Annotated in this window: 19 protein-coding genes; 4 read left to right on the top strand and 15 right to left on the bottom strand. The window is 63.2% G+C overall.

The annotated features are described in order from the left end of the window. The first annotated feature begins 6 nt into the window (after positions 1–6). From FJ948_RS14105 to FJ948_RS14095, 3 genes are read left to right on the top strand one after another with little or no spacing between them, the layout of a single operon-like run. Positions 7–336 (top strand): L-rhamnose mutarotase, encoded by a 330-nt coding sequence (locus tag FJ948_RS14105; protein ID WP_140705333.1) that lies wholly within the window; start codon positions 7–9, stop codon positions 334–336. Further along, positions 329–1,405, top strand: a complete 1,077-nt coding sequence (locus tag FJ948_RS14100; protein ID WP_140705331.1) for a Gfo/Idh/MocA family oxidoreductase — start codon at positions 329–331, stop codon at positions 1,403–1,405. Before FJ948_RS14105 ends, FJ948_RS14100 begins: the two co-directional genes overlap by 8 nt. Next, positions 1,402–1,857, top strand: a complete 456-nt coding sequence (locus tag FJ948_RS14095) for a MaoC/PaaZ C-terminal domain-containing protein (RefSeq protein ID WP_181173682.1) — start codon at positions 1,402–1,404, stop codon at positions 1,855–1,857. The genes FJ948_RS14100 and FJ948_RS14095 overlap by 4 nt, the downstream gene beginning before the upstream one ends. Positions 1,858–1,867: 10 nt before the next feature. On the opposite strand, the gene FJ948_RS14090 is transcribed toward FJ948_RS14095, so the two are convergent. The 9 genes from FJ948_RS14090 to FJ948_RS14050 all read right to left on the bottom strand — a co-directional run bounded on the left by FJ948_RS14090 (position 1,868) and on the right by FJ948_RS14050 (position 12,623). Further along, positions 1,868–2,665: an ABC transporter permease subunit gene (locus FJ948_RS14090; RefSeq protein ID WP_140705327.1), complete on the bottom strand. Its 798-nt coding sequence runs from the start codon at positions 2,663–2,665 to the stop codon at positions 1,868–1,870. Between the two features lie 2 nt (positions 2,666–2,667). Continuing rightward, a complete protein-coding gene (locus FJ948_RS14085; RefSeq protein WP_140705325.1) occupies positions 2,668–3,528 on the bottom strand; it encodes a 2-aminoethylphosphonate ABC transporter permease subunit in 861 nt (286 codons plus the stop codon). Further along, the gene (locus tag FJ948_RS14080; protein ID WP_140705323.1) at positions 3,521–4,666 is read right to left on the bottom strand and encodes an ATP-binding cassette domain-containing protein; all 1,146 of its coding nucleotides are present in this window, start codon (positions 4,664–4,666) and stop codon (positions 3,521–3,523) included. The genes FJ948_RS14085 and FJ948_RS14080 overlap by 8 nt, the downstream gene beginning before the upstream one ends. Before the next feature lie 32 nt (positions 4,667–4,698). Continuing rightward, on the bottom strand, positions 4,699–5,727 hold the full coding sequence (locus FJ948_RS14075; protein ID WP_140705321.1) for a 2-aminoethylphosphonate ABC transporter substrate-binding protein: 1,029 nt from the start codon (positions 5,725–5,727) through the stop codon (positions 4,699–4,701). Between the two features lie 255 nt (positions 5,728–5,982). Further along, positions 5,983–6,993, bottom strand: coding sequence for an NAD(P)-dependent oxidoreductase (locus FJ948_RS14070; protein WP_140705319.1), 1,011 nt, complete (start codon positions 6,991–6,993; stop codon positions 5,983–5,985). Between the two features lie 2 nt (positions 6,994–6,995). Next, on the bottom strand, positions 6,996–8,354 hold the full coding sequence (locus tag FJ948_RS14065; RefSeq protein WP_140705317.1) for an aspartate aminotransferase family protein: 1,359 nt from the start codon (positions 8,352–8,354) through the stop codon (positions 6,996–6,998). 70 nt (positions 8,355–8,424) lie between these two features. Further along, positions 8,425–9,882, bottom strand: a complete 1,458-nt coding sequence (gene phnY / locus FJ948_RS14060; protein ID WP_140705315.1) for a phosphonoacetaldehyde dehydrogenase — start codon at positions 9,880–9,882, stop codon at positions 8,425–8,427. A 260-nt stretch (positions 9,883–10,142) separates the two neighbouring features. Beyond that, complete coding sequence (gene phnA / locus FJ948_RS14055; protein WP_140705313.1) at positions 10,143–11,399, bottom strand: phosphonoacetate hydrolase; 1,257 nt, start codon at positions 11,397–11,399, stop codon at positions 10,143–10,145. Positions 11,400–11,423: 24 nt separating this feature from the next. Continuing rightward, positions 11,424–12,623, bottom strand: a complete 1,200-nt coding sequence (locus tag FJ948_RS14050) for a 2-aminoethylphosphonate--pyruvate transaminase (protein WP_140705902.1) — start codon at positions 12,621–12,623, stop codon at positions 11,424–11,426. 261 nt (positions 12,624–12,884) lie between these two features. Between FJ948_RS14050 and FJ948_RS14045 the strand changes: the two genes are divergently transcribed. Then, positions 12,885–13,754 carry a LysR substrate-binding domain-containing protein gene (locus FJ948_RS14045; protein ID WP_127870513.1) on the top strand — a complete coding sequence of 290 codons (870 nt, stop codon included), beginning with the start codon at positions 12,885–12,887 and terminating at the stop codon, positions 13,752–13,754. 7 nt (positions 13,755–13,761) lie between these two features. Here FJ948_RS14045 and FJ948_RS14040 read toward each other — a convergent pair whose 3' ends face one another. From FJ948_RS14040 to FJ948_RS14015, 6 genes are all read right to left on the bottom strand, one after another. Beyond that, complete coding sequence (locus FJ948_RS14040; protein WP_140705311.1) at positions 13,762–16,239, bottom strand: FAD-dependent oxidoreductase; 2,478 nt, start codon at positions 16,237–16,239, stop codon at positions 13,762–13,764. A gap of 82 nt (positions 16,240–16,321) precedes the next feature. Continuing rightward, entirely contained in the window at positions 16,322–17,110 is a 789-nt protein-coding gene (locus FJ948_RS14035) for a DeoR/GlpR family DNA-binding transcription regulator (protein WP_140705309.1), read from the bottom strand. A 126-nt stretch (positions 17,111–17,236) separates the two neighbouring features. Beyond that, entirely contained in the window at positions 17,237–17,818 is a 582-nt protein-coding gene (locus FJ948_RS14030) for a hypothetical protein (protein ID WP_140705307.1), read from the bottom strand. Position 17,819: 1 nt separating this feature from the next. Further along, positions 17,820–19,502 carry a DUF6880 family protein gene (locus tag FJ948_RS14025; protein ID WP_246677520.1) on the bottom strand — a complete coding sequence of 561 codons (1,683 nt, stop codon included), beginning with the start codon at positions 19,500–19,502 and terminating at the stop codon, positions 17,820–17,822. After that, complete coding sequence (locus FJ948_RS14020; protein ID WP_181173662.1) at positions 19,499–19,873, bottom strand: hypothetical protein; 375 nt, start codon at positions 19,871–19,873, stop codon at positions 19,499–19,501. The genes FJ948_RS14025 and FJ948_RS14020 overlap by 4 nt, the downstream gene beginning before the upstream one ends. A gap of 219 nt (positions 19,874–20,092) precedes the next feature. Further along, a complete protein-coding gene (locus FJ948_RS14015) occupies positions 20,093–20,773 on the bottom strand; it encodes a GntR family transcriptional regulator (protein WP_246677519.1) in 681 nt (226 codons plus the stop codon). Positions 20,774–20,841 lie beyond the last annotated feature (68 nt).

Genomic DNA, 20,841 nt, shown 5'->3' with positions numbered 1-20,841 from the left:
GCTGATATGCAGCGGATGGGATTTGTACTCGGGCTGAAGCCGGAGAAGGTCGAGGAATATGTTCGCCTGCATGCCGCCGTCTGGCCCGACGTGCTGACTATGATTTCGGCCTGCAACATCAAGAACTATTCCATTTACCTGAAGCGGCCGGAGAACCTGCTGTTCAGCACCTTCGAATACCACGGCGCCGACTACGTGGCCGACATGGCCAAGATGGCGGCCGATCCGAGGACGCAGGAATGGTGGGCCGTCTGCATACCTTGCCAGGAGCCGCTGGCGACCCGCAAAGAGGGTGAATGGTGGGCTTCGATGGACGAGGTCTTCCACCATGACTGAAGGCGGTTTCGACCCTGCCTCACTCGTCCAGGCCTGGGCCAAACCCTCACAACCCCGACCGATCGTCACTTTCGGTGCAGGGTCGATTGTCGGCGACGCGCATTTCCCGGCCTACCGAAAAGCGGGGTTTCCGATCGCCGGTCTCTACGATCCGGACCAGGCCAAGGCGCAGGCCCTGGCCGATAAATGGGACGTGACGGCGTTCCGCTCGATGGAAGAAGCCGCTGGAGTTGAGGACGCGATCTTCGATCTGGCAACGCCACCGGGGCGGCACGCCGATATCCTGAAGGCTCTGCCCGACGATGCGGTCGCCCTGATCCAGAAGCCAATGGGCAACTATCTCGGCGAAGCAACCGAAATCCTCGAAATCTGCCGCGCCAAGAAGCTCAAGGCGGCCGTGAATTTCCAGCTCCGTTTCGCGCCGATGATGCTGGCGCTGAAGGACGCCGTCGCCAAGGCTTGGCTCGGCGAGGTCGTCGACTTCGACGCCTGGCTGGCGCTGGCGACGCCGTGGCAATTGTGGGAATTCCTGCTCAAGGCGCCGCGCGTCGAGATCGCCATGCATTCGATCCACTATCTCGACCTGATCCGGCAGTTGCTCGGCGACCCCAAGGGTGTTCACGCCAAGACGCTTGGCCATCCCAATCACAAAGTGGCGCAGACGCGCACCAGCGCCATTCTCGACTATGGCGACACGGTGCGCTGCGCGCTGTCGATCAACCACGACCACAAGTTCGGGCGCCGGCACCAGGCCTGCGAGTTCCGCATCAGCGGCACAGAGGGTGCGGCCTATCTCAAGCTCGGTCTCAACCTCGACTATCCCCGAGGCGAGCCGGACATTCTGGAAATCTACCCGAAAGGCGGGAGCGATTGGATCGCAGTGCCTTTGGCCGGCGAATGGTTTCCCGACGCCTTTGTCGGCCGCATGGCCAATGTCCAGCGCTTTGCATCAGGCGAAGACGATGTGTTGATCAGCTCGGTCGAGGACGCCTGGAGCACAATGGCGCTGGTGGAAGCGGCCTATCGTTCGAGCGCGGCGCCAGCGACGCCGATCGCGGAAAGGCCCTGATGGAACAGATCCATTATTTCGAAGACTACGAGATCGGCTCGTCACGCCTCACCAGCGGCCGCACCATCACCGAGACCGACTTCGTCGTCCATGCCGGACATACCGGCGATTTCTTCCCGCATCATATGGACGCAGAGTTCATGAAGACGACGCCGTTCGGCCAGCGCATCGCGCATGGCACGCTGGTGTTCTCGGTCGGCATCGGGCTGACGGCGACGGTCATCAATCCCGTTGCCTTCTCCTATGGCTATGACCGGCTGCGCTTCATCAAGCCGGTGTTCATCGGCGACACGATCCGCACGCGCACCACCATCGCGGCCAAGGAAGACGATCCGAAGCGGCCGGCTTCAGGACGCGTGATCGAGCGTTGCGAGGTGATCAACCAGCGCGGCGAAGTGGTGCTGGCTACCGACCACATCTACATCGTCGAACGCAAGCCGGCGCAGAGCTGAGCTTCAATGCCTACGAACCGGTGGCGCGCTTGGTGATGCGCTCGAGCCCAAGCAGCAGGACCAGCGTTGCCGCCACCAGGATCATGGTGAGTGCGGCACCGGCAAAGATGTCGCCGCGATCGGTGAGCGAGAAGATCGACACCGGCAGCGTCACCCAGCCCGGCGGATAAACCATGACGGTGGCGCCAAGCTCACCCATGGAGAGCGCGAAACTCAGCCCGAAGGCGGCGACCAGATAGGGCGCGAGCAAGGGCAGCGTGACATGCCGGAGCCGGTAGGCCGGCCGCGCGCCGAGGCTCGACGCGACCTGCTCGAAATCGGGCGACAGCCGCGCCAGCCCGGCCGAGACATTGCCGAAGGTGAAAGCCGAGATCAGCACGAAATGCGCGATCATGACGATGGCGATCGTGCCGTTGAGCAGCAGCGGCGGGTGGCTGAAGGCCACCAACAGGCCGAGGCCGACGGACACCGAAGGCACCGCGCTCGGGATGAAGAACAAAAGGCCGAGCAGCCGCTTCAAAGCAGGCCCTTGAAGACGAAGCGACAAGGCCGCCCAGGTGCCGCTGACCAGCGCCAATGCGCTTGCCGCGAAGCCGGTGACGAGGCTCGCCTTGACCGCGTTCCAGGCCGCGCCCTTGGCGACATCGGCGTAGTGCTCCGTGGTCAAGCCATTTGGCAGCACGCCGTTCCATTGGTCGGCGAGGCTGGACAAGAGGATGACAGCCAGCGGCGCCAGGAACAGCACGCCGAAGATCAGCGCGAAGATCACCCAGATCACCAAGCGGCCGGAGCGCGACCAGACCAGCATGGCTAGACTCCCAACCGGCCGGCGGCGAAACGGTAGAGGCCGAACAGGCCGAGCGACAGCGCGATGTTGACCACGGCGATGATGCAGGCGACCTGGTAGGCCGATTCCTGGATTGCCTTGCCATAGATCAGCAACGGCAGCGTGATCACGCCCTTGGCGCCGATGAACAGCACGATGCCGAATTCGTTGACAGTGAGCAGCAGGCAGAGGCTGCCTCCGGCGATGAGCGCGGGAATTGCCGCCGGCAGGATGATCTGGCGCACGATGCGGAACGGCCTGGCGCCAAGCACGCTTGCCGCTTCTATCTGACCGCGATCGACCAATGAGAAGGCGGCGAGCAGCGGCCGCAGGATGAAGGGCGTGTACACCGTGACTTCCGCCAGCACGACGCCCCAGGTCGAATAGAGGAAATCGACGGGCGGCAGCGGCAGCGAGAAGGCCTCCATCAGCCCGGAGTTGAGCATGCCGGCGGAGCCGTAGAGAAAAGTGAAGGCCAAGGTCACCAGGAAGGTCGGCAGGGCGATGAAGGTGTCGATCAGCCGGGCGATGAAGCCGCTACCGGGGAACGGCACGAAGGCCAGGATCAGCGCCAGCACGAGGCCGACGATCAGGCAACCGGCGGTCGCGGTGACCGAGATCGTCACCGTATTGATCAGCGCGTTGACGAAGAAGCGCGAATGCAGGACGCGGATGATCTCCGCGACATTGGCGACACCGCTGTCGTCGAGGAAGGCCTGACGTATAATCAGCGCCAGCGGGTAAAAGAACAGCAGCGCCAGCAGCGCCGCCGGTGGCACGATCCATAGTCGGCCCGGCTCTCGCTTCCTCGCCGTCGGCGCAGCAATGGCGAGCGCTTCAGACACTGGCGTCTTCCGGAAGAAGCGACGTATCGGCCGGCGCAAAGAACAGCGGCACCTTTGCGCCGGGTTCGGGCAAGGCGACAGGCAGTTTCGTCGCCGAGACACGCACCGGCGTGCCGTCGACATCGAGAACCAGATGGGTAAGTTCGCCCTGCCAGTGCACTTCGCTCAGCGTGCCGACAATGCGATTGGTGTGCTCGCTGTCTGCCGTCAGGCTCAGATGCTGCGGCCTGATGCAGAGCAGGCTCTTGTCGCCGGCCTTCTCGTCGCGGCCGGCCCCGGTGAGCACGGCATCACCATGCCTTGCCGTGGCAAAGCCCTTCGGGCCGGCAGCTTCGGCAACCGTCACCGGCAGCAGGTTGGCGCGGCCGAGGAACTCGGCTGTGAAGCGGTTTGGCGGGCGGCGATAGAGTTCGGTCGTCGGCCCATGCGAACAGACCCTGCCGTCACGCATGATGGCGATCTTGTCGGCAAGCGTCAGCGCCTCGGTCTGGTCATGGGTGACATAGAGGATGGTCAGGCCGGGCAGGCTGCGGTGCAGCCGGGCGATCTCCTCCACCATGTTGCGGCGGATCTGCGCGTCGAGCGCCGACAGCGGCTCGTCGAGCAGGAGCACGCGCGGCCGCACGGCCAGGGCGCGGGCAATTGCGACGCGCTGCTGCTGGCCGCCCGAAAGTTCGCGCGGATAACGCCGGGCAAATGTCGCCATGCCGACGGTGGCGAGCGCATCCTTCACCCGTTCGCTGATCAACGCCTTGTTGGCGCCTTGTGCCCGCAGGCCAAAGGCGACGTTGTCCTCGACGCGCATATGCGGGAACAGCGCGTAGTTCTGCACCACCATGCCGAGGCCGCGCTCATAGGGCGGCAGGTCGGTGACGTCGGTCGCGCCGATGCGGATGCGGCCGCTTGCCGGCCGCACGAAGCCGGCCACGGCGCGTAGTGCCGTGGTCTTGCCTGAACCGGACGGGCCGATCATCGCCAGGATTTCGCCCGGCGCGATGTCGAGGGTCAGCGGATGCAGGACGACATGGGCGCCATAGGCGACGCTGACCTTGTCGAAGTGGACGTTGGAGCCGGCGCCGCGAATTTTCGCGGCGTCGATATCCATGACACTGGGACCTGTGAAAGCGACGGCCGACATGGCTTGGTCCTCCGGATTTCTGCCCTCGGGTGTCAGCTTCCGGTCGCTTCGTTCCACTTCTTGACGTAGTCGGGGAGCTTCTTCAGCGCCTCGTCCCAGTTCGGCGACCAGATGGTCAGGCCCTTCATCGCCTCCTGCAGCTTGGCGAAGTTGGCATCGGACGGCGCCACGTCCTTGCGGGCGGGCATGCCGATGGCAATCGAGCTTACGGTCGACTGGGCTTCCTTGGACAGCAGGAAGTCGATCAGCTTCTTGCCGTTGTCGCCATTCGGCGCACCGGTGACCAGTCCGATTTCGTAGGGCAGCGCGAAGGTGGAGCGCACGCCGTCGGGACCGGCAGGCCAGAACACCTTGATGTTGGGATTGTCGGCCATCTGCGACATGTTCATCTGCAGGTCGCCATTGGCGACGTGCAGTTCGCCCTTGTTGACCAGCGCGGTCAGCTTGCCGGTCGAGGCGGACGGGCCGACATTATTGTCCTGCAGCTTCTTCATGAATTCGAAGCCGGCGTCCTCGCCGCCGAAGGCATGGATGATCTGCAGCATGACGGCAGTGCCGTCGCCGGCCTGGCCGGGGGTCGAATACTGGATCTTGCCCTTGAACTTCGGATCGAGCAGGTCGTTGTAGCTCTTCGGCGCTTCCGACAGCACGGCGCTGTTGTAGATGAAGTTCATGTAGTTGTTGACCAGCGGCCGGTACTTGTCGGTGCCGCCGTCGATCTGGGACGCGGCTTCGGGCTTGTAGTCCTGCAGCAGGCCATCCGCGGCGGCGCGCTGGATGAAGGGCGGCAAGGTCACCAGCACGTCGGCCTGCGGGTTCGACTTCTCCTTGGCGACGCGCTCGACGACGCCACCCGAGCCTGCCTCGATGTATTGGACGGTGATGCCGGTGGCCTTGGTGAAGGCGGCGAATTCGGTCTCGTACCAGCTGCCATTGCCGTCATGCAGGCCGTCGGCGGAGTAGACGGTGACGACGCCATCGGCGAGCGCCGGGCCGACGAGAGCCGCCGATGCGAGCAATGCGGTGAAGGCCGCGACCATGGTTGCGTTTCGTGATTTCATGACGAGTTCCCCTTTGATTGAAGGCACATTCTGCGATGCACTAGGACCAACCGGCCTTGGGTCTCTTATGGACGTTGAGCCGGTTGGATGTCTTCGTTGTGACAACTCTGGGGATCGGGGATCGATAAGTAAAATCTATTTATTTTATGAGAGCCAAACTTCCTCTGATATTTGTCATGGAACTGTCGCATCCACGTCGTGGATAGGAACGTGGCCCGGGCGGAGACCGGCTATGAGCTTGAAAAATATCGGTTATCAGCCGGACGCAATGCCTGCCGTCTGCGCCCGCAATCGCGGATCATGTGAGCGAATGGTCACCGGCCGCCCGTCGAGAATCTCGAAGCACCGCGCGAGCGTGTCGTCTTCCAGCCGGCGCATGGCCTCGTGGGTGAAGAAAGTAAGATGCGGAAACAGGATCACATTGTCGCGACCGAACAGCGCGCTCATCGGATGGCCTGACTTCGACAGCGGCTCCACCGAATAAACATCGAGGCCGGCCCCGCCGATGCGCCCGGCAACGATCGCCTCGACGAGGGCCGCCTCATCGATCAGCGCGCCGCGCGAGACATTGACGATGATTGCCGAGGGTTTGAGGCAGGCGAGTTCGTGCTTGCCGATCAGGCCGCGTGTCTGGTCGTTCAGCACGCAATGGATGGAGACGAAATCGCAGGCGCCCAGCATGGCATGGAGATCGTCCGCCTTCTCGATGCCGGCGGCGTGCATCGTCGAGGCATCGACACCGGGATCAAAGCCAAGCACGCGGGCGCGAAATCCCTGGCCGGCCATCCGCGCCATGCTGCGGCCGATCTTGCCGCAGCCGACGAGCCCGAGCGTGGCGCCGGAAATATCACGCCCCAGCCAGCCCTGCTCGGGCCAGATCCAGCCATCGCGCGCCATTGCCCGTGTGATCGCCGGCAGCCGCTTGGCCAGCGCGATCATCAGCGCGAAGGCGCCTTCGGCAACGGTTTCCTCGGCATATTCGGGCACGTTGACGACAGGAATGCCACGTCGGATCGCGGCGGGGATATCGATGGCGTCGATGCCGACGCCGTATTTGACGATGCCCTTCAGCTTCGGCGCCGCATCGATCACTCGCGCGGTGATCGGCGTATAGCACATGAGCAGAAGATCGGCGTCGGCCACCGCCTTGATGAGATCGGCTTCGGGAATGCCATCCGGCAGCGTCACCAGGTCGACGCCTCTCGCTCGCAGGCCGGCGTCAATGCCGGGGCATTCGAGTTCCCGGTCGGTGCGGATGGCCTTCATGGTCAGGCCGCCAGAACCGCCGTCTCGACAATATCGAGGGCGCGATCGAGTTCGGCCTTCGAGATGACCAATGGCGGTGACAGCGTCAGCACATTGCCTTGGCTGATCTTGAAGCTCAGGCCCTGTTCCAGGCAAGCGTAGAAGACGCGTTCTGCAAGATCGCGCGCCGGCGCGCGCGAAGCGCGGTCCTCGACCAACTCGACGCCCACCATCAGCCCCCTGCCCCTGACATCGCCAACATGGACGGAGCGCGCCATCAGATCCTGCATCCGCCACAGCATATGGCGGCCAAGCTCGGCCGAGCGCTCGACGAGCCCCTCCTCCAGGATGATGTCGATGGTGGTCAGCGCGGCACGCGTCGTCACCGGGTTCTTCTCGTGGGTGTAGTGGCCGATGGCGAAGCCGCCGGTGACGTCGAGATCGCTGCGTGCGATGACGGCGGCGATCGGCAAGATGCCGCCGCCGAGCGACTTGCCGAGGACCACGATGTCTGGTGTCACGCCGTCATGCTCATGGGCGAAGAATTTACCGGTCTTGCCGAGGCCGGTCGGAATCTCGTCGAAGATCATCAGCGTGCCGTGCCGGTTGCAAGCTTCGCGCACCCGCTTCCAGAAACCGGGCGGCGGCGGATTGGGCGTCGCGCGCATCGGCTCGGCGATAACAGCCGCTACATCCTGCTCGCGGCCGAGCACATAGGCGATCATGTTGGCGCAGGCGAGGCCCGATGCCTCAAGGGAATCGTGGCCATAAGGGCAGCGATAGCCGTCCCAGGGCGCGACATGCTCGGTGCCGGTCATCATCGGGCCTGATATGTGCGAGCGGAACGTCGCCTCGCCGCCGACGCTAGCGGCGCCAAAACCGGCGCCGTGAAAGGCATCCCAGAACGATACAGTCTTAAAGCGGCCGGTGGCGGCGCGCGCGATCTTCAGCGCGACCTCGATGGCGTCGGAGCCGCCGGTGGTGAACAGCACCTTGCCGAGACTGCCTGGTGCGAGTGCCACCAGTCTCTCCGCCAGTTCGACAGCCGGTTCGCAGGTGAAGCGGCGCGGCGCGAAGCAGAGATCGTCGAGCTGCTTCTTGATCGCCGCCACCAGTCTAGGGTGGCCGTAGCCGAGATGGTGGACGCTGTTGCCATGGAAATCCATGAAGCGGCGGCCGGCGGTGTCCTCGATCCAGATGCCTTCAGCCTTGGCGATCGTCGAAAGACAAGGGCTGGACAGGCTCTGGTGCATGAACGCGGCAGCATCGCGGTCAAGCAGGCCGCGAATGCGGGGATCATCCTGGCCGGCATCCCAGCGGCCGCGCGCCGCCGTGGTGTTGGAATCGCCCTCTGTATGCACAAGCTCGGATATCGCGGCCATCGCCCTCTCCAAAACGCGAATGAGGGAGTGTTGGCCGCCCCCTCTGTTTCTGTCCGTCAGTCGCGCCCGGTCAGGACCACGGCAACGAAAATGTCTTCACATTGGTGTAGCTCTTCATCGCCTCGATGACGCCTTCCTTGTAACCATTGCCCGAATCCTTGATGCCGCCGAAGGGCGACATCTCGATACGGTAGCCCGGCACTTCCCAGATGTTGACCGTGCCGACCTCAAGGCCGGCGATGTATTTCTGCATGCGCGGAAACGAGTTGGTGCAGACGCCAGACGACAGGCCGAAGGCGGTCGAGTTGGAGAGCGCGATCAGCGCCTCGTCATCGTCGGGCGCACGCACGATCGGGATGATCGGCCCGAAGGTCTCTTCCATCACCAGTTCGGATGTGTGCGGCACGCGGTCGACGACGATCGGCGGCAGCAGCGCGCCCTGGCGGCCCGGATTGTAGAGGATCTCTGCGCCCTGCTCGGCGGCCATGTGGACGCGGGTTTCGAAGAGTGCGGCTGCCTTTTCATGCACGACGGTGCCAAGGTCGGTCGACCGGTCCATCGGGTCGCCGAAGCGGATCTTCTTCGCCCGCTCCAGCACCAGCGGCACGAAACGGTCGGCGACGCTTTCCTGGACGAGGATGCGCTTCACAGCGGTGCAGCGCTGGCCGGAGTTTTTGGTCGCTCCGGCCACTGCCAGGTCCGCCGCCTTTGCCAAATCCTCGTCCGACAAATCGTTGAGGATGATCAGCGGATCGTTGCCGCCGAGTTCCAGCACCTGGCGTTTGTAGCCGGCGGTGCGGGCGATCATTTTGCCGACCGGTACGCCACCGGTGAAGGTGATGAGATCGATGTTCCCGTTGGTGATCATCTCGTTGCCGATGTCGGCCGGCCAGCCGGTCACCACCGACAGCATTTCCGGCGGCAGGCCGGCTTCGTAGAGGATGTCGGCCAGCAAAAGCGCCGTCATCGGCGTCAGTTCGGTCGGCTTGACGACCACGCAATTGTTGGTGGCGATCGCCGGCGCCACCTTATGCGAGACCATGTTGAGCGGGTGGTTGAACGGCGTGATCGCCGAGATCGCCTTCAGCGGCTCGCGCATGGTGAAGATCTTGCGCGCCTTGCCATGCGGGGTGAGATCGCAGGAGAATATCTGGCCATCGTCCTGGATGCACATCTGCGCCGACAGCGTGAACACATCATAGGCGCGGCCGACTTCGTAGAGCGAGTCCGCCTTGGAGATGCCGAGCTCGAGCGTGATGAGATCGGAGATTTCCTCGCGGCGCGACGCCAGCGCTTCCGCCGTGCGAAACAATATCTGCTGGCGCTCGTAGCGCGTCAGCTTCGACCTGTAGCCGGCGGCGATTTCGAAGGCCTGACGGGCGTGTTCGGCCCCGCCGGCGGGGACGGTGCCGACCACAGCATTAGTATAGGGGTAGTGGACGGGGACGACATCGTCGGCGTCAACCTTGCGCCCGGCGATCCGCATCGGCTCGTGGCGGACTGTGATGGAAGTATCGAGTTTGGTCATGTCGATTCCTAGATGCTCAGAGAGCCAGGTCGATTTTCGTAGGGAATGGCATCGCGTCCTCCAATGGCTTCCCCCACTCCGTCGCCGCTTCGCGGCGCCACCTCTCCCCCCTCCGGAGGGAGAGGAAGGGAGCCAAGGCCGGCGAAGCGGCACCTTTCCTCTCCCCCGTCGATCGGGGGAGAGGTGGCCCGAAGGGCCGGAGTGGGGGTCGACCAGCACTATCATCGATGGCTACACATCTTGCCGGCGGTCCAACTCCGCTACGCCAGCGCCGCCGCCATCGTCGCGTAGTAGAACGCATCGAAATTGCGCAAGGTCGGCTCATTGGGCAGATCCGGCAGCACGCGGTTGATGATGAACGGCACCTCCTGCTCGGTCAGCCCGCCATGCGAGCGCAGCGGCTCATTGAGGGCAGCGAGATCATGACGATGCTCTGATGTGCCGATCGTCTTGTTCTCGGTCGAGATCAGCACGATGTCGCCGATGCGGTCAGCCGGCAGTTCAAAGCGCTCGCAGGCATCGGGGCTGTCGAGGACCAGCATGATGCCGTCGACCTCGGCAAGCCGCGCCATGATGTCGGCTTGGTCGGCGCCATCAGGCAGATAGGCGGTGGCGAAGGAGCCGAGAGCGCCATGATGCACGACATAGGGGTCGGTGATCGGCAGGATGACGCGGGCGGCGTCCTTGCCCAGCCATTCGTCTAGGAGGTCCTGAACGTAGACCACGGCGGGCGAACCATCGGCCTTGTGCTTGGGCTTCATGCCGTGGTCGGCGGTAACGACGATGGCCGCGCCCAGCGCATCGAGCTCGGTCAGGTACTTGTCGAACATTTCGTAGAAGGCATTGGCCTGCGGCACGCCCGGCGCATATTTGTGCTGCACGTAGTCGGTGGTCGTCAGGTACATGATGTCGGGGCGGAATTCCTTCAGCAGCTGGACGCCGGCGGCGAAGACGAATTCCGACAGTTCGGCCGAATAGACTTCCGGCACAGGCAGGCCGAAATGCTTCGAGGCATTGTCGATGCCGTGCTCGGCCACTGTCGTGGTGTCCGACTTTTCAGCCGAGAAGCACAGCGCGCGGCCTTCGTCGAAGGCGAGGCCCTTGCCGAGCAGCGCACGCAGCTTGTCCTTGGCGGTGACCACCGCGACCTTGGCGCCGGCATCGTAGAAGGCCTGGAAGACGGTCGGCGCGCGCAGGAAGCGCGGGTCGTTCATCATCACTTCCTTGCCGGTCTCGCGCTCGTAGAGATAGTTGCCGCAAATGCCGTGCACCGATGGCGGACGACCGGTGGCGATCGACAGGTTGTTGGGGTTGGTGAAGCTCGGAATGACCGAGTGCGCAAAGCGCACCGTGCCCTTCTGCTTGATCCTGACCAGGGCCGGCATCAGTCCGGCCTTGATCGCTTCGTCGAGATAGGCCGGCTCGCAACCATCGAGACAGATGGCGATGGCGGGCACGCGCGGCCAGGCATAAGTGCGGCCATTGACCGCGACATTGATGGGAGACATCTGGTTCATCTGGTATCCTCGAAATCGGCCGCTTCAGGCGGCGAGTTTGGCGCGCTCGGCGATTGCCGCGGCGGGTGGAGCGGCGGTGTCGACGCCCATTTCATCAAGCGACTGCGCCGCCGCCTCGACGACGCGGCGCATGACATGCTCGTCCATCTGGCCGATGCAGCCGACGCGGAAGGAATCCACGACGGTCAACTTGCCGGGATAGATGATGAAACCCTTGTCCTTCATCAGCTCGTAGAAGCGATCGAAGGCGAAGTTGGCGTGGGCCGGGTTGAAGAAGGTGACGATGATCGGCGACAGCCAACGGTCCCGGAGCAGCGTCTCGAAGCCGAGTTCGCGCATGCCCGCCACCATGACGTCGCGGTTCCTGACATAGCGGGCGCCGCGGCCGGCGACGCCGCCTTCGGCCTCGTGCTGGCGAAGCGCTTCGAGGAAGGCTGCGACGACATGGGTCGGCGGCGTGTAGCGCCACTGCCCGGTCTTGTTCATATGCGCCCACTGCGCATGGACGTCGAGCGACAGGGAATGGCTGCGCCCCTTGGCGGCTTCCAGTTCGCTCTTGCGGGCGATGATGAAGCCGAAGCCGGGCACGCCCTCGATGCATTTGTTGGCCGAGGAAACCATCGCCTCGTAGCGGATCTCGTTGACGTCCAGCGCGACGGCGCCGAAGGCACTCATGGAATCGACCAGCAGCTTGCGGCCCTTGGCATGGACGGCTTCGGCGATCTCGGCGACAGGGTTCAAAATGCCGGAGCTGGTCTCGCAATGAATGGCGATGACATGCGTGATCGCGGGGTCAGCCTCGAGCGCGGCCGCCACTTCGTCGCCGCGCGGCGGCAGGTAATCGCCCTTGTCGATCAACGTATAGGCACGGCCGAGATACTGCATGGTCTGCGCGGCGCGCAGGCCGTAGGCGCCGTTGGCTAGCACCAGAACCTTGCCGTCCCTGGGCACGAACGAGCCCAGCATCGCCTCGACGCAGAAGGAGCCCGAGCCTTGCATCGGCACGCAGTCGAACTCGCCTTTCACGTCGCCGGTCAGCGCCAGCAGGCGGCGGCGCATGTCTGATGTCATGGCGCGGAAGTCACCGTCCCACGATCCCCAGTCGCGCAGCATCGCCTGCTTGACCGAATAGGCCGTGGTGAGTGGCCCGGGGGTCAAAAGATAGGGCTCGCCCAGTGCCGGCCTGGCCAACGGCTCAGCGGCAAATATCGTCTCGGCGCGCATGGTGTCCTCCGACAGGTCGCTGCTTCTTTGATGTGGCGTCATTGTTGGTCCGGACGATATATTTGTAAAATCGTTATTTTGTATCGATGTATCGATTAGAACGATGGTCAAAAACGCATTGGACAGGCTGCCTGCTGGTCATGACACGACTGTGAACATCAGCGCCTTCATCCCCAGACATCAGGGGAATCGTTTATTCCCGGCTTTTGGATAGCAAGGCTTATGATAAGGTGCGGTTTCGGGCACCTGAAAGGCACAGATATGCGCTACGTCCAGTTGCGGGCCTTTCACCAGGTGGCGATCTCCGGCGGCTTTTCGCGGGCGGCCGAAGCTCTGTTCCTGACGCAGCCGGCGATATCGGACCAGGTGCGCAAGCTGGAGGAAGAGTATGATGTCCTGCTGTTCAACCGGAACAAGAAGCAGGTCACGCTGACCCATTCGGGCCAGAAACTGCTCGAAATAACCCACCGCATGTTCGACACCGAGCAGCAGGCGCTCGAGCTTCTGACCGAGTCGCGCGCTTTGCGTTCCGGTACGCTGCGCATCGTCGCCGATGCCGCGCACCACCTGCTGCACATCCTCGGCAGCTTCCGGGCCCGCTATCCCGGCGTGCAGGTCTCGGTGCGCGCCGGCAACACCGAGACGGTGATCAGCAGCCTTTACAGCTATGATGCCGATATAGGCGTGCTGGGCGAAGTGCCCGCCGGGCGCGACTTCGAGGTGCTGAAACTGAATTCGACGCCGATCATCGCCTTCACCTCCATCGATCATCCGCTCGCGGGGAAGAAGTCGCTGACCTTGAAGCAGCTCGCGCAGGAATCACTCGTCATGCGCGAGCGCGGCTCGAAGACGCGCCAGAAGCTCGAAGACCTGGCCGCCGCGTCGAAGGTCGAACTGCGGCCAGTGATCGAGGCCGAGGGCCGCGAGGCCGTGCGCGAGATCGTCGCCTCGGGCGCCGGCATCGGCTTTGTCTCGGCGGCCGAATTCGGCCAGGATTCGCGGCTCGTCCCGATCACCATCGACGCGCCCGAGACCTTGATGGACGAGGCGCTGATCTGCCTGCGCGAGCGCAGCGGCGGCAAACTGGTGCGCGCCTTTCTCGACATGGCGCGCTCGATGTCGGCGGATTAGAATTTTTCTAGGCCTCCGCCTGCATCTCCGTTGCATCCGCCTTCACCCGTTCCGATTTCGGATCGTAAGGGCTGCGCAGGTGCACTGTGGCTGGATGGCGTATTCCGGCTAGATCGATCTCGAAATGACCATCGCTCAAGAACGAGACGTCTACGCCCGTTTCCTGTTCGATCAGCCCAAGCGCCACGGAGCGACCGAGCGTATGGCCATAGGCTGCCGAGCGCACTTCGCCGACCGGCCTGCCGTCGCGCAGGATCAGCTCGCCACCCCACAGCATCGGTTCGGCATCGTCTAGCGTGAACAGCACGATGCGCTTGGCCGGCGCTGTCGCCGACTTCGCGGCGATGAGTGCATCGCGACCGATGAAGCCGCCTGGCTTGTCCATCGCGACGGCGAAGCCGAGCCCAGCCTGCCAGGGGTTGATATCGGGCGTCAGCTCGCGGCCCCAGGCGCGAAAACCCTTTTCGATGCGCAAGGCGTCGAGCGCGTAGTAACCGGCATCGGTCAGTCCGAATTCACGGCCGGCTTCATGCAGCGCTTCGTAGACGCCGACCGCGAATTCGGTCGGCACGATCAGTTCCCAGCCGAGCTCACCGACATAGGTCATGCGGTTGGCGTAGGCCGTGGCATAGCCGATATCGATTTCGCGGATCGTGGCGAAGGGGAAGCCGGTGTTGGAAAGATCCGCCGATGACAGCTTGCCCAGGAGGTCGCGCGAACGCGGCCCCATCAACGCCAGCACCGCGTAAGCCGAGGTGACGTCGGTCAGAATGGCATGCGCGTCCGCCGGGATGTTCTTGACGATCCAGTCGGCGTCGTGGACTGCCTGGGCTGAGCCGGTGACGATGAGGAATTTTTCCGCGCCAAGCCGCATCACGGTGAGATCGCTTTCGTAGCCGCAGCGCGCATTGAGCACGCCGGTGTAGACCGACGTGCCGACCGGCACATCGATGTCGCCGGCGCAGATCCGGTTCAGCACCGCACAGGCATCGCGCCCCTGGACAAGCAGTTTGGCGAAGGAGGTCTGGTCGAAGACCGCGACCGCTTCGCGCGTCGCCTTCATCTCGCGCCGCACAGCCTCGTGCCAGTTCTGGCGGCCGAAGGCGTAGTCATTCTCGGCCTTCTCTCCCGCTGCAGCGAACCAGTTGGCGCGCTCCCAGCCCATCTTGGAGCCGAAGCATGCGCCCTTGGCGGCGAGCCGGTCGTAAAGCGGCGAACGGCGGAATGGCCGTGCTGTGTCCAATTCACGGTTCGGCCACGGCATCGCGTAATGCAGGCCAAGCGTCTCCTTGACCCGGTCATGCAGCCAGCGCGGATTGTTGTTGAAGGCGGCGAAGCGCCTGATGTCGACCGGCCAAAGATCCATGGTCGGCGCGCCGTTGACGATCCATTCGGCCAGTGCCCGGCCCGCGCCACCGGCGCTGGCGATGCCCATCGAGTTGAAGCCGGCGCCGACATAGAAATTCTTCAGCTCCGGCGCCTCGCCGAGGAGGAAATTGTTGTCGGGCGTGAAGCTTTCAGGACCATTGTAGAATTTCTTGACCTCGGCCTGCGCCAATTGCGGCACGCGCACCAACGCGTTTTCCATCAGTATCTCGAACTGGTCCCAATCATCCGGCAGCAGAGCGAACTCGAAATTCTCTGGAATGCCGTTCATACCCCACGGCTTGGCATGCGGCTCGAAGCCGCCCATCACCAGGCCGCCGACCTCTTCCTTGAAGTAGATGAAGCCGTCGGGGTCACGCATCACGGGCAGGTCCGGATGGACGCCCTCGATCCGGCCAGTGACGATGTACATGTGCTCGGCCGAATGCAGCGGCACCGAGACGCCGCACATCAGCCCGACTTTGCGCGCCCACTGGCCGGCGCAGTTGACGACGATCTCGGCTGCAATGTTGCCATGGTCGGTCTCGACACCGCAAGCGACGCCGTTTTTCACCGTGATGCCGGTGACCTTGACCCGCTCGAAAATGTTGGTGCCGCGATTGCGCGCGCCCTTGGCCAGCGATTGCGTCAGATCCGTCGGATTGGCCTTGCCGTCTCCGGGCAGCCAGACGGCGCCGACCAGATCGTCGGTTGCCATGACAGGCCAGAGATCCCCGGCTTCCCTCGGTGAAATGACGTCGATCTCCACCCCTTGGGCGCGCGCCGACGCGGCCGTACGTTTCAACACCGTCATGCGGTCGGCGGTGCGCGCAACAGACACGGATCCGCAATTCTTCCAGCCTGTGGCAAAACCGGTCTCGGCCTCGAGTTCGCTGTAGAGCTGCGTGGAATAGCGGATCAGGCTGGTCATGTTGGAATGGCTGCGCAACTGGCCGACAAGACCAGCCGCGTGCCAGGTGGTACCGCCACTCAGCTGTCCCTGCTCGAGCAGCACCACATCGCTCCAGCCCAGCTTGGTCAGGTGATAGGCGACCGAACAGCCAATGATGCCGCCGCCGACAATGACGATTCGAGCCTGGGTGGGAAATGCATGTGCCATGACCGTTCCGCCATTTGAGGGATGGCCGAGACATTATCACGGAAAAACCAAATATCAACTCATAAGGTCACAAAATATCACATCAATCCGCAACAACGAGTTCAGGACCCTTTTGCGAAAGCGTAGCGGCAAGCGCTGGTTCGGGATTGGCGTCGACGATCACCCCGGCGGCATGTTCGAAATTCGGAATCCTGAGCGGCGTCAGCTTGCCGAACTTGCTGGCGTCGAGCACGAAATAGGCCTTGCCGGCGAGCGCGATCATGCGGCCGCGCTGCTCGGCTCCGGCGCGGGTGAAGTCGGTGACCTCACCGTCAGGGGACAACGCGCCGCCCCCGAGAAAGGCGATGTCGACGCGAAAGCGGGCCATCGCATCGAGCGTGTCGATGCCGGAAGCCGCCTCCTCGCCCGGGTCGACTTCGCCGCCCAGCATGTGCACGCGCATGCCGGGAACGTGGCATAGGTGCAGCGCTATCTTCAGGCTGGCCGTGCAGATCGTCAGATCGCGCAGATCCGTGAGGGCATGCGCGACGGCCAAGGTGGTGGTACCGGAATCGAGAAAGATCACCATGCCATTCCTGACCAGACCAGCGGCCGCCTTGCCGATCGCTGCCTTGCCATCAGCGTTTTCCCGACTGCGCAGGCTCATCGCCGGTTCGCTGGGCTCGAAGCGGGCGGCGCCGCCATGGACGATGCCGAGCCTGCCCTGGTCCGAAAGCAGCTTCAGGTCACGGCGGATGGTTTCGCGCGAGACATCGAAGAACCCGGCCAGTTCGGCGACGCTGACAGAGCCCTGGACGCCTAGCCGCCTGAGAATCTCATCATGGCGTCGAGGAGCAAGGGCGCGTGCCGGCAGGCGGCTGACGGGAGACATGGCGATCCTCGTGTCAAGCATTGATGTTGCAATATGTGGCAGCGAATGTGAGCAGAAGCAAATTGTCGCCAGGCTTCACGCGATTTTCCAGCCTCGAGGTGCGGGCCGACGGACCGTGAAGGACGTTCAACGGGTCTGCGGCAGATCGAGCGCGGAGCGCACCCGGCCGACGCCGCGCCTGTAGAGCATCGCACCTTCGGCTGGGGCGAGCAGATCGGCATGCGGCGGGAATTCAGCGATGCGCTTGTTGAAAGCAACCTCGCCGCAACCTGGTACCATGCAGTCGATCTTCTGCTTGGGGCATTGGCTGAATTTGCATAGCCGGCCGAGATAGATATCGCTGCCGGGTTCGATCAGAAAAACGTCCAGCTGATGATCGGCGACGCTGATCCCCATGCCTTTCTCGAACGCTTCGCGCAAGGCAAGAGCGCCGGCGCGACGCAGTTCGCCAAGCCGCTGCTGGGAATCGAGCCAGAGTGCCAGGTCAAGATCGCCACATTCGTGCCAGACCTCGATCCGCGAACGCCGGAATTCGGAGAAACGCGGCACTTCTTTCCAGAGCGGCTTGGCGACAGAGCCGATTACCGCCACCGCAACCACCTCCTGGAAGCGCATCCAGGCATCGGTGACGATATCCGCCGCGGCACGAAACTGCCGCTGGCGTTCCACCATATAGCGGTCCTGTTGCTCGATGGCCGCGCGGCGCATGTCAGGCCAACAGCTTCATGAAATTGCGCTTGCGACCGAAGCGGACCTTTACATCCGCCAGATAGGCGGCATGCGCCGATGCACCGTGCAGCCCGGCCATGCGACCGATCAGTGCTGCCGCCTCGGCATATGCGCCATCACCGCCCAGTTGGGCCATTTGATCGACGCTTGCGGCGTAAACCATCAGTGCCTCTCTCGGATGCGTAGCCTCGCTGGCCCGCGCAAGTTTCTGCTTCAGTCCTTCCGACGCGCCATGGTCGCGCACATTGAGCCAAGCCCTTTCAAACTGCTTCTCCTCCATCAGGATGGTGATGAGCAGATCAGCCGGAAAATGCCAGGCGGAAGACTTCGCGCCTGTCAGCCGGGATTGAAGGCGCTTGACAGCTTTGTCGCGTGCCGCCGCGCCGGCCGCCTTACACAGACGCTGATAAAGTTCGAGGCTCGGCGCCTTCTCGAAGGCACGCCACAAATGCGCCTCTGCGTCGCCATCTCGGCCGGCCTTGGAGAGCAGGTCGACCGCCAGCGCAATGAGCCGCTCGTCAGGCAGGTCGTCTTCGAACATCCACAACCCGTCCTCGACCCAACGCAAAGCCTCTTTTGCCCGATCTTGCGAGAGGCAGAATTGTGCGATTTTCAGATAGCTTCCCTGTGAGTCCAGATGCTTGGCGCGAAGCGCGATACGCGCCTCCACGTCGCCATCGCGCTCGGCAAAGAAATCGAGGAGTTCCCGCAGCCTGAAATGGTTTTCGGGCCGGCCCATGCCAGTCCGGTTCTTACCGGAACTCGCGGGAAGCTTCTCCCAAGCTTCGGTGGCGAGACGATGATATTCCGCCAAACCTTCATCGCCAAGGATATCTCCATAACGCCCGGCCGCACCACCGAAGATGTCGTAATTGTCCTTCATCTCACGGGCGAAGAGGTCTCGCGCCAGAGACAAGGGGGCAGGTCGTGCCGTCTGGGCGGCGGTTCGGTGCAGTTCGCATGCCCTGTCGAGAAGAGCGCCGCAATGACCATCGGAATCATCAATATCATCGATGGCGCTCTCGATCCTGTCGATAGTCCGCATCGCAAGCCCGAGCGCGATGCCAGCTTGCTTGGTCGAGAGTTCGGCGATCACATCGAGCACCTCGTCGACACCTCGCGCCCAACAGGCGGCCTCGCTGTAGTCGACGAAACCGTTCGTCGCGGTCGCGCCGTCGATCATCTTGCCAAGACGCGCCTCAAGGGTCGCGCCGTCCTCATGCGTGACAATTGAGGCAGCCGCCAGCCTGCGAAACAAAATAGGGTCGCGCTCGACGCAATCCATGATCGTCTCGACGAGCGCCGAAACGTCCTTGCCGTTCAGATATCGGCGAATTTCCGCGAAGGCGTCGAGGCTTTTCGCTTCGGCATCGCTGCCTGCCGCATTTGCCGCGAGCGCCGTCGCCACCCAATGTTTGCAATAGCCCCAATCGCCGAAGGCGGGGCAAGAACACGTCCCGTCGGCCGATTCGCCCCGCCCCGTCAGTTCGACACGGTAGTCCTGCGGGCCGGCAACCTGCGCCAGTACCCGTTTCGGCCCGACGGCCAGCAACTCCACCACCCCATCACGCCAGTAGGCCTCTCCGCGCGAGAAGACTTTGTCGCCGACAAGGTCGCGCAAGGCATCGACATCGAAGCGGGGACGACTGTTCTCGTGGTTCATAACGGCGGCTGAAGCCTTGTGTCATCAGCAATCAGGCGCAGGGCCTCTTCGACCGTAACGGCGGCGTGCAACCGCCACCATGCCCCGGTGTGCCTATGCCACATGAGGTCGAACCGGGTTTCGGCACGGACGTCCTCCTCCACGTGATCGAGCCGAGCGAAGGGAACGTTGAAGTCTTCACCGTCATCGAAATGGTAGCGCGCCGATAAACCGTATTTGCCTCCTCGCCATTTGCCGAAGATGGCCACCGGATGATCGAGCCGATTCGGTTGGCTGGGGATGAATCGAGGCTTCAGAACATCCGCGATGAAACGCTCGCAGGCAGCGGTGATGATTAGTTTCTCGTCAGAGGAAAGCCGCTTGACCCACATCTATCGCGCTTCCCGCCTTGCCATCGAGATCGTCCGCGCCCTAACCGCCATGAAACCATGTTAATCGACCAAGGCTGCGATGCAAGGAGTGCGAGCTGCCCGCCTCAGTGCAAGCGACCGGATGAAGGGCGGCTTAGTCCACCAGCGCCGAAGGCAGTGTCGTTGATCTCCGTGACCCTATTCGCAGACTGTCAAAGGCATTCGAACCACGCTTTCGGCTTAGGATTTTCGCGACAGTCCGCCACCCTCTATCGCATTGACGAGTGTGTCGCTGCCTTCGCGAAGATGCTGCCTCAGAACGCTCACGGCCTTCTTCTCGTCACGCCGCCGGCAAGCGGCCAGCAGATCGCGATGCTCGCTCTGCGAGCGGGTGCGATAGTCGAGGTTCGACAGCAGGATGCGGACATAGCGGTCGGCGGCGTTGTGATGCGCATCGATCAGGTCAAGCAAACGGCGGTTGCCGCAGGCATCGTAGAGCGACAGGTGAAAGACCCTGTTCAGGGCGCCCCAGCGACCGACATTGCGCTCGGCATCGATCTGGTCGAGAGCCTGCTCGGCTTCTTCAAGCTTGGCGCCGGGCAGGACCGGAACGGACAGCCGGAGCGCCTCGCATTCGAGCAATTCGCGCACCGCGTATATTTCGGCGATCTCGGCTCCATCCATCCCGGCGACATGCGCGCCCTTCGTGGGATGGATGGAAACGATGCCCTCGGCTTCCAATTGGCGAAGCGCGTCCCGGATCGGCATGCGGCTGAAGCCGAACTGCTCGGCCAGTTCATCCTGACGCAGCGTTGTGCCTGCCTTCAGCGATCCGCTGGCTATGGCCTCGCGCAGGACATTGGCGACCTGCTCCGCCACCGTCCGCGGCTTTTCGATCAGGCCTTCCGTGAATCCGCGCAATCGAAGCTCCCCTGTCACGCGAAATCCAGCCTATTGGAAAACGTCAGGGGATATAAGTATCCCGTGTA

The organism is Mesorhizobium sp. B2-3-12 (assembly GCF_006442205.1).
Classification (GTDB): domain Bacteria; phylum Pseudomonadota; class Alphaproteobacteria; order Rhizobiales; family Rhizobiaceae; genus Mesorhizobium.
The sequence above is the reverse complement of the archived record's forward strand: the minus strand, read 5'-3'. Positions and strand labels throughout refer to the sequence as shown.

Coding starts and splice junctions, on each gene's coding strand:
- FJ948_RS14105 (WP_140705333.1), top strand. CDS start 7: ATGCAGCGGATGGGATTTGTACTCGGGCTGAAGCCGGAGAAGGTCGAG.
- FJ948_RS14100 (WP_140705331.1), top strand. CDS start 329: ATGACTGAAGGCGGTTTCGACCCTGCCTCACTCGTCCAGGCCTGGGCC.
- FJ948_RS14090 (WP_140705327.1), bottom strand. CDS start 2,665: ATGCTGGTCTGGTCGCGCTCCGGCCGCTTGGTGATCTGGGTGATCTTC.
- FJ948_RS14080 (WP_140705323.1), bottom strand. CDS start 4,666: ATGTCGGCCGTCGCTTTCACAGGTCCCAGTGTCATGGATATCGACGCC.
- FJ948_RS14075 (WP_140705321.1), bottom strand. CDS start 5,727: ATGAAATCACGAAACGCAACCATGGTCGCGGCCTTCACCGCATTGCTC.
- FJ948_RS14070 (WP_140705319.1), bottom strand. CDS start 6,993: ATGAAGGCCATCCGCACCGACCGGGAACTCGAATGCCCCGGCATTGAC.
- FJ948_RS14065 (WP_140705317.1), bottom strand. CDS start 8,354: ATGGCCGCGATATCCGAGCTTGTGCATACAGAGGGCGATTCCAACACC.
- phnY (WP_140705315.1), bottom strand. CDS start 9,882: ATGACCAAACTCGATACTTCCATCACAGTCCGCCACGAGCCGATGCGG.
- phnA (WP_140705313.1), bottom strand. CDS start 11,399: ATGAACCAGATGTCTCCCATCAATGTCGCGGTCAATGGCCGCACTTAT.
- FJ948_RS14050 (WP_140705902.1), bottom strand. CDS start 12,623: ATGCGCGCCGAGACGATATTTGCCGCTGAGCCGTTGGCCAGGCCGGCA.
- FJ948_RS14045 (WP_127870513.1), top strand. CDS start 12,885: ATGCGCTACGTCCAGTTGCGGGCCTTTCACCAGGTGGCGATCTCCGGC.
- FJ948_RS14040 (WP_140705311.1), bottom strand. CDS start 16,239: ATGGCACATGCATTTCCCACCCAGGCTCGAATCGTCATTGTCGGCGGC.
- FJ948_RS14035 (WP_140705309.1), bottom strand. CDS start 17,110: ATGTCTCCCGTCAGCCGCCTGCCGGCACGCGCCCTTGCTCCTCGACGC.
- FJ948_RS14030 (WP_140705307.1), bottom strand. CDS start 17,818: ATGCGCCGCGCGGCCATCGAGCAACAGGACCGCTATATGGTGGAACGC.
- FJ948_RS14025 (WP_246677520.1), bottom strand. CDS start 19,502: ATGAACCACGAGAACAGTCGTCCCCGCTTCGATGTCGATGCCTTGCGC.
- FJ948_RS14020 (WP_181173662.1), bottom strand. CDS start 19,873: ATGTGGGTCAAGCGGCTTTCCTCTGACGAGAAACTAATCATCACCGCT.